The organism is Clostridium sp. AF34-10BH, from assembly GCF_003478095.1.
In the GTDB taxonomy this organism is placed as follows: domain Bacteria; phylum Bacillota; class Clostridia; order Lachnospirales; family Lachnospiraceae; genus Acetatifactor; species Acetatifactor acetigignens.
The window spans coordinates 63893-72212 of record NZ_QUEC01000023.1 but is presented as its reverse complement, the minus strand read 5'-3'; the positions used below and the strand labels follow the sequence as shown (position 1 = coordinate 72212).

The window sequence follows — 8320 nt, the reverse complement described above, 5'->3', positions numbered from 1 at the left end:
GCAAAATAAAGAAATTCCGTACAAAAATTCCTGATTTAGGAACTTTTTTTGTATGGAATTCATCGTTTTTGGACTATTTACACCAAACTAACTTTCCAGTTACCGTAAAAAGCCGTTTCACATTTTTGTGAAGCGGCTTTTTTAGTGCGCCCGGCGGAGCAGGTTGCTAATCGGTTATTTTTTACTATTTAGTCTGCATTCAGCTGTCCGAGGATCTCGTCTACCATATCCTGGGTAGTCTTAACATAATTGTCCATAGCGGCATCTACATCTCCGCCCTTTACAACAACCTCGGCGATGACTACGTTCTTGGCATCATTGATCGTACCGCCGTAGTTGGTAATACCGTCACAGGAAGCAGAGTGGGGAGCGTCTACGCTGTGTTCGGAGAAGAACTCGTTACATTCCTTGGTCAGATCGGTAGCGGATTCAAAACCATTCTCTAAGGAGCAGATCATGGAAGAAGGATCGATAGCATTCTTTTTCCATAATGCACTGGGATCGGAAGGATTCAGACGCAGATGGAACTCACCGTCCTTGTATTCATAGGTCTTGGCATTGTCAGTACCTTCACCGGTAACAATAGTCTCAGCCTCAGTAGACCAATGGTAGCCTTCTGCACCGTATACCCACAGGGTCTGTACAGTACCGCCGTCGAACATGGTCTCGAAGACTGCATCGAAGATTGCCTGCTCTCTGGAATCATCGCCGTCACCGTCATCAATGATGCAGTATACAGGAGATTCTCTGTTCAGGTAGCCATCCATTTCAGCGATGGGGACCAGTCTTGCCAGTCCGGAATCTACACCGTTCTTATCCATGTTGTTAACCAGGTTATCGTTCCAGTAACCGGACCAGTAGGTGAAAGCACCGAAGGAACCGGACTGATCGGAAGACCACCATTTTTCACGGACATCCTTGGTACCCATGGTCAGGGATTCAGGATCAATGACGCCGTCAGCGTAAGCCTGCTGTAAACGAAGCAGAGCATCCTTGGTCTCCTGGGTGTTGAAACCGTCATACCATACACCATTTTCATCATAGGTGAAGCTGGGGTATGCGTTCTGCCAGAACTGAGGCAGATAGTTGGTGTAAGGAGCCTCGGAACCGATAAAGCCTGCTGCAGCTACGCCGTAGGTATCGTTCTTGCCATTGCCGTCAGGATCCTGTTCGGTGAATGCCTTTAACATTGCATAGTAGGAATCCCAGTCGGTAATATCCTCAGCCTTCATGCCGACTGCATCCAGCCATGCCTGCTTTACATAAGTGATACAGCCGCCGCCAAGACCGGTGGACAGACCATACTGTCTGCCGTCGATACGGACATTCTCGTTTACTGCGGGCAGTACCATGTGGCTGTGGAACTTTGCATTATCATAAGCAGCTGTCATATCCCACAGAAGACCTGTTTTTGCATATTCTGCATACTGACCGGCATTCAGCAGAATGACATCGGGGTAATCACCGCTGGCAAACAGACGGCCAACGCCATCTACATAGCTGGAATGGTCTAACTGCTGGATATTCAGACTGATGGGATGGCCCAGTGCTTCACTGACAGCTGTGTCCCATTGTTCGACGAATTTGTCCTGATAAGCATCCACAGATGCATTAAAGGTACCGTCTACGACGAGAGTGACCTTGTCCAATACATAACCGTCATCAGAAGAAGCGGTGCTTTCGGTAGCAGCAGTAGTGCTTCCGTTATCGGTGGTGGATGCTGCGGGAGTATCGGAACCCTGACTTCCGCAGGCGGTGAGTGCAGTCAGCATGGAAACTGACAGCAACAGGCTTAAGATCTTGTTTCTTTTCATTGTAATCCTCCTTGTTTTCCGAAGGAAAATCCGAGCCCCTATGGCGAGGAGAGGATTTATCCTCCTTGTTAAAAAAATACATCTCTCTATAGCAAATGGTTTACCACCATAATGCTCATTATAAAGTGACCGCGAATACCTGGCCTCTGTTGCCTGTATAGATCTTCTGATCTTCTTCTGTGAAGTCCGGCTGGGAAAATCCCAGATAAAGTGTAGCAGAAGTGCCATCAAATACTCTGTTGCCGGAATTGTCTACCGTGGTAAAGGCCATGGGCGGAATGGTGATCCGGAATTCTTTGCTTTCTCTGGCATCCAGACGGATCCGTTCGAACGCAGCCAGCTTGTGGTTGGGAACTTCGTTGGAAGAACCGTTTACATGGACATAGACCTGTATGACATCACTTAAGTCACGATTCGTGGGATTCTGGCAATGTATTGTGATTTGTGCGGAAGGAATCTCCTTCGTGTAATCAACTTCAGTTACTTTTGCTTCTGTGATCTGTAATTCTCCGTAGGTGAGTCCGAAACCAAAAGGCTTCCAGGGTCTGCCTTCAAAATAACGGTAAGTGCGTCCGGTCATATGATAATCGGTAATGTCCGGCAGCGGTCCGTCATTATAATAGAAGGTAAGGGGCAGCTTGCCGCCGGGAGATACTTTGCCAAACAGGATGTCTGCAATGGCCCGTCCGCCTTCTCCGCCGGGATACCAGGCATGCAGTATTGCAGGCACCTGATCTTCGTAAGCGGACAGATCGATGGGGCTTCCGGCCAGATCAATCAGAATCACCGGGGTACCGGTAGCGATGACCTGTTCTACCAGATCCCTCTGGATCTTGGGAAGCAGCAGATCTGGCTTGTCTCCACTGGCAAATGCATTGCCCACATCTCCCTGTTCTCCTTCCAGTGTGGAGTCGAGACCGACACATACAATGGCGAGGTCACAGGATTCTGCCAATGCCACAGCTTCGGGGATACGGTAGTTCTGGAATACCTTTCGTACGGAAGGGTCATCATAGAGCAGACATCCCTCTGCATAATTGACATCCCAGCCGGTATCCTCGCAGATTCTTGTAATTCCTTCCACTACAGTGATGGAACGGGGCGGGGTACCGTTGTAGTTACCAACCAGTGCGGCATGACTGTCGGCATTGGGGCCGATGACAGCCATGCGTTTGTTATTTTTCAAGGACAGAGGCAGTGTACCGTCATTTTTCAACAGAACACAGCTTTCCACAGCGGCCTGATAAGCCAGTTCCCGATGTTCTTTACAGCCCACCACATTGTAGGGAATTTCGTCCAGGGAACTGTGATCGAAGAGTCCTAACAGGTATCTGGTGGTGAAAAGACGTTCTGCACTGCGGCGGATTTCTTCTTCGGTTACCTTTCCCTGTTTATATGCCTGTAAAATATATTCATAGGTACAGCCGCAGTTTAAATCACAACCCTTTTCCAGGGCAAGAGCGGCGGAATCCTCCGGAAATGCAGTTACATGATGTCCCTCGTGGAAATCACGGATCGCCCAGCAGTCGGAAACGTAATGTCCTTCAAAATGCCATTTGTCGCGAAGCACCTCCTCCATAAGATAGGAGTGAGCACAGCAGGGTTCCTCGTTGGTACGGTTATAAGCACCCATGACAGCTTCCACATCAGCCTGTGTCACCAGAGCTTCAAAAGCGGGAAGATAAGTTTCCCACAGATCCTTCTTCGTAGCTTTGGCGTCGAAACTGTGACGCAGAGCCTCGGGACCGGAATGCACCGCAAAATGTTTGGCACAGGCGGCAGTGGTCAGGTAACCGTCTCTTTTGGTCTGTAATCCTTCCACAAAGGCACAGCCAAGGGAAGCGGTAAGTACGGGATCTTCTCCGTAGGTCTCCTGGCCTCTTCCCCAGCGGGGATCACGGAAGATATTGATATTGGGAGACCACATGGTCACACCTTTGTACCGGGTGCGGTCTCCGAGGTGGGAATAAGCGTTATATTTTGCCCGGGCTTCCAAAGCGATGGAACCGGCGATTTTCTGTAATAATTCACGGTCAAAAGTTGCACCCAGGCCAATCGCCTGCGGATAACAGGTGGCAGTACCGGCTCTGGCAACACCATGAAGGGCTTCACTCCACCAGTCATAGGCGGGAATGCCCAGACGGGGAATCGCGGGAGACGAGTGTAACAGCTGGGAAGCAGCTTCTTCTATTGTCATTTGTGTTACCAGTGCGGTAGCTTTTTCTCTGGCTTCTGTACGATTCATAGACTATCTCGTTTCTTTGTTTCAAGGTTATAGGTTTTAAGATTGGAACCTCTTTCATTTAAACTAATTGTACGTGAAAAATATGTGGACTGCACGACAAAAAGAAATTACATATGAGACAAAAATTGCTATTTATAGAAAAAACAGTGGAAATCTGAGACGGAATATGATATGTAGAATACAGAGAGCACAAATTTGATTCGAGATTCCTCCGACGGAAGGAATCGTCTGCGGAATTGGAGAGATTGGTATGAACACAGTAAAACCGTTTTATGAGAGCCGGAAAAAGGTCTATGACTGTCATGTCTGGTGGCACCCGAATTTTCCGTTCCATCTGCATAAGCATATGGAATTCGTTCATGTGACGGAAGGAGAGATGGATGCTACGGTAGCGGGGGTGAGCTATCATCTGACTGCCGGAGATTGCCTAATGATCTACCCGAACCAGATCCATTCCTACAGTTCTGTGGGAGAGGTGGGAATGCTTCTGATCATTGCGGATATGGATTCGATTGGGGAATTTCAGGAAGAACTTACCTATTATGATATGGAGTCTCCCTGTTTTCAGAAAAGCATGCTCAGCCGTTACGGACAGATGGTACTGGACATTCTGGCAGATATTGGTCTGCATAAGGAACTGCGGCCATTTCGGCAGGACAAGGGACTTCTGATGGCACTGTTGGCGGATATGTATGAAAATATTCCAGTGATCAAAAAGGACAAGCCTTCGGATCTGAATATCACGCAGAAGCTTTTGCAATATATCAACGACAATATCACCGGGGAACTGACGGCACAGAAGGTGGCAAAAGAGCTGGGAATCAGTCCGTATTATCTGTCCCACATTTTTTCTTCTCAGTTGAATATTTCATTTCCATCTTATGTGGCGCAGCAACGGATGATCATGGCCTGTAATCTGCTGAAGGATAGCAGAAAGACGGTGACAGAGATCAGCTACGAATGCGGATTTCCTAATATGCGGACCTTCCACCGCTGTTTTCAGAAAAGGTATGAATGCACCCCTACTCAGTGGCGGGAGCGGAGTCACAAGGGAACGGATGAAAAACTAAGGCATCAGCTCTGAATAAAAGGTGGTGAATGAAAATCTGAAAGTGGGCAGACGGAAGCCGGAATTTCGATAAAAATTAAATAGAAAATAAAAGATAGAAAACTGAGAGAGACGAAAAGAAAGGATAACTATTATGAAAAAACAGGTCTATAATCCTTATTTGCCAAGCTATGAATATATTCCAGATGGGGAACCGAGGGTGTTCGGTGAAAGACTCTATATCTATGGAAGTCATGATCGCTTCGGAGGTAATTATTATTGTGAAAATGATTATGTCTGCTGGTCGGCTCCATTGTCTGATCTATCGGATTGGAAATATGAGGGTGTAATTTTCCGGCACACAGATCATATAAAGGATGAATGCCATAAGAAGGCGGAAAAGAATGGACGCTATTACTTGTTTGCACCGGATGTGATCCAGGGAAGAAACGACAGATTCTACATGTATTATTCTATCGCGGATTCCTCGATCATCTCTGTGGCAGTCTGTGATACCCCAGCGGGGCATTATACTTATTTGGGAGATGTAGTCTATCCGGACGGTCAGATTCTCGGGGAAGCAGCAGGAGAATATTTTCAGTTTGATCCCAGTATTTTTATTGATGACGATGGACGAATCTATCTTTATTCTGGGTTCTGCCCCACAAACCGTGAAGTGGATAGCTTTGGAAGAAAATTTGTGGGATGCCACATGTGTGAACTGGAACAGGACATGCTGACGGTACGGAGAGGCCCAATTTTGACCATTTCCAGAGAATCCTCCGCCGCAGCGGGGGCAGTCTATTTTGAAGCACCGTCCATGCGAAAAATAAATGGACGCTATTATCTTGTCTACTCCGCAAGAAATACGGGATTGTATTATTTTATCAGTGACAGACCAGACAAAGATTTTCGGTTCGGCGGCCGGATCCATTCCACTTCCGATGTGGGAATGAATGGCTATTCCGAGGAGGAACCTTGCTATCCCATGGGAAATACCCATGGAGGACTGGTGGAGCTTAACGGCAGATACTATATTTTTGACCATAGGCATACAAACAATAGTTCTTTCTGCAGACAGGGTGTAGCGGAACAGATAAACATTGATGCACAGGGGCTGATTGCCCAGGTGGAGTCTACCAGCTGTGGGCTGAACAACGGATGGCTTATAGGAGAGGGGACTTATCCGGCGTACATTGCCTGTGTATTATATTATGAAAAGACAGTACCAATAGATGATAGAACCGCATGCATCACACAGGATGGGGAGGACAGAGAGAGCCTGCCGGGACAGTACATTCGGGGAATAAGCGACGGTTGTATTGTGGGATACCGTTATTTTCAAGGAAAGGAGTTATCAAATATCCGTCTGACATTGCGGGGGAGGATGAAAGGAACCTTGTATGTCACCTGCCATGAGGAAGGAGGAAGGATGCAGGATCCCGAAAAAATTGCAGTAGGAAGCTGCATCTGCGACATTGCTGCTGGGGACTGGGAGACGATTACGATTCCGGTACAAGTCAGGGCCGGAGTGTATCCTTTGTATTTCCGGTTCCGTGGGGAAGGCAGTTTAGATCTGGCTGAATTTACACTGGAGTAAAAGATTTCCTTTTCTCTGCTTTGGAAGTGTAGTATACTGTCTGTGGGAAAGATATAGGACAAGTGACAGCGAAAGGCGGTAAAGATATGACAGCGGAGATCATCTGTGTAGGTACCGAATTATTACTGGGGAACATTGTGAATACGAATGCAGCTTATCTGGCGGAAAAGCTGGCGGGAGCCGGACTGGACTGTTACTACCAGACAGTGGTGGGAGATAATGTGGAGAGACTGGCAGGTGTGTTGAAATGTGCCATGGAGCGTTCGGATGTGATCCTGTTATCTGGTGGACTGGGACCCACGGAGGATGATCTGACCAAGGAGACTGTGGCGGAAGTCTGTGGAAAGAATCTCTCGGTGGATGATCACAGCATGGAGCGCATTGCCGAATTTTTCGCAGTCAGAGATATTCAGCCCACGGAGAACAACTGGAAACAGGCCATGGTGCCAGAGGGAGCGAAGGTGCTGGACAATGATAATGGAACAGCGCCGGGCATTATTCTGGAGACGGAGAAGAACCGTATTGTGTTGCTGCCGGGACCCCCTGCGGAACTGGTTCCCATGTTCGAACAGCAGGTGCTTCCTTATCTGGATACACTGACTCCCGGGGTGATCTGTTCTCAGATGGTAAAGCTTTGTGGTGTGCCGGAGAGCCAGGTGGAGGATACCCTGAAGGATCTGATCGACGGACAGACCAATCCTACGATAGCTACCTATGCCAAGACGGGAGAAGTACATATCCGTGTCACCGCTTCCGGGGAAGATACCAAGGCAGCTGGAAAAGCCATTAAACCTGTGGTGAAGGAACTGAAATCCCGTTTCAGAGCGGATATTTACAGTACCAAGGCGGAGACTACCCTGGAGATGGCGGTAGCAGATCTGTTGATGGCCAATGATCTGACGGTGACAACCGCGGAATCCTGTACCGGCGGCATGATCGCGGCAAGGATCATCAATGTCCCCGGGGTATCGGAGTGCTACAAGGCCGGACTGGTGACTTATTCCAATAAGGCAAAACGGAAATTCCTGGGAGTGCGTAAGAGCACGCTGGACAAATACGGTGCCGTCAGCAGCAAGACTGCCTCAGAGATGGCAAAAGGAGCCGCACTGTTAATGAAATCGGATGTGGCTGTGGCAGTGACCGGAATTGCGGGACCGGACGGCGGAACCGAGGAAAAGCCGGTAGGACTGGTATATATCGGATGCAGCATAAAGGGAGAAGTTACGGTGAAAGAGTATCATTTCTCCGGAACCCGCAGCCAGATCAGAGAGGCAACTACCTCTGCAGCACTGATTCTTATGCGCAGCTGTATTCTGAAATACTTCAGTAAAGTTACTTTTGGTAAAAAGTAACAGAAAAATATTTTGTGAGATACCCTCAAAACGAAGGGGTAAAAAATTGTAGATAGTGACGAAAACACAGGAAATGTATCATGCGTCCTTGCGGGAAGCGGGGATGTGTGATACATTCTTTTTGTATCTTTTATCTCTGATTATCGACAGACATTTCAGGATGTTCAGGCATTCGCCAAAATTTCAGACGATCATCGGAACGAAAAAATAAGGGGGAATGCTTATGAGGGAGCTTTAATGTACACAAAATATGTATAATAA

5 protein-coding genes are annotated in these 8320 nt (G+C 47.8%); 3 read left to right on the top strand and 2 right to left on the bottom strand.

Annotated features, from left to right (window positions below; translation table 11 throughout):
* Positions 1-188: 188 nt before the first annotated feature.
* Together DWZ61_RS14300 and DWZ61_RS14295 are read right to left on the bottom strand one after the other, a co-directional pair.
* Positions 189-1814, bottom strand: coding sequence for an ABC transporter substrate-binding protein (locus tag DWZ61_RS14300; RefSeq protein WP_118539274.1), 1626 nt, complete (start codon positions 1812-1814; stop codon positions 189-191).
* Positions 1815-1932: 118 nt separating this feature from the next.
* Entirely contained in the window at positions 1933-4059 is a 2127-nt protein-coding gene (locus DWZ61_RS14295) for a glycoside hydrolase family 3 C-terminal domain-containing protein (protein WP_118539272.1), read from the bottom strand.
* Between the two features lie 250 nt (positions 4060-4309).
* Here DWZ61_RS14295 and DWZ61_RS14290 point away from each other — a divergent pair, with 250 nt between their 5' ends.
* The 3 genes from DWZ61_RS14290 to DWZ61_RS14280 all read left to right on the top strand — a co-directional run bounded on the left by DWZ61_RS14290 (position 4310) and on the right by DWZ61_RS14280 (position 8059).
* The gene (locus tag DWZ61_RS14290; protein WP_118539270.1) at positions 4310-5143 is read left to right on the top strand and encodes an AraC family transcriptional regulator; all 834 of its coding nucleotides are present in this window, start codon (positions 4310-4312) and stop codon (positions 5141-5143) included.
* A gap of 118 nt (positions 5144-5261) precedes the next feature.
* A complete protein-coding gene (locus tag DWZ61_RS14285) occupies positions 5262-6707 on the top strand; it encodes a family 43 glycosylhydrolase (RefSeq protein WP_118539268.1) in 1446 nt (481 codons plus the stop codon).
* Positions 6708-6793: 86 nt separating this feature from the next.
* Positions 6794-8059: a competence/damage-inducible protein A gene (locus DWZ61_RS14280; RefSeq protein WP_117466307.1), complete on the top strand. Its 1266-nt coding sequence runs from the start codon at positions 6794-6796 to the stop codon at positions 8057-8059.
* The last annotated feature ends 261 nt before the right edge of the window (positions 8060-8320 follow it).

Bases quoted from the DNA above. Each gene is read 5' to 3' on its own strand.
- DWZ61_RS14300 (WP_118539274.1), bottom strand. From the start codon at position 1,814: ATGAAAAGAAACAAGATCTTAAGCCTGTTGCTGTCAGTTTCCATGCTG.
- DWZ61_RS14295 (WP_118539272.1), bottom strand. From the start codon at position 4,059: ATGAATCGTACAGAAGCCAGAGAAAAAGCTACCGCACTGGTAACACAA.
- DWZ61_RS14290 (WP_118539270.1), top strand. From the start codon at position 4,310: ATGAACACAGTAAAACCGTTTTATGAGAGCCGGAAAAAGGTCTATGAC.
- DWZ61_RS14285 (WP_118539268.1), top strand. From the start codon at position 5,262: ATGAAAAAACAGGTCTATAATCCTTATTTGCCAAGCTATGAATATATT.
- DWZ61_RS14280 (WP_117466307.1), top strand. From the start codon at position 6,794: ATGACAGCGGAGATCATCTGTGTAGGTACCGAATTATTACTGGGGAAC.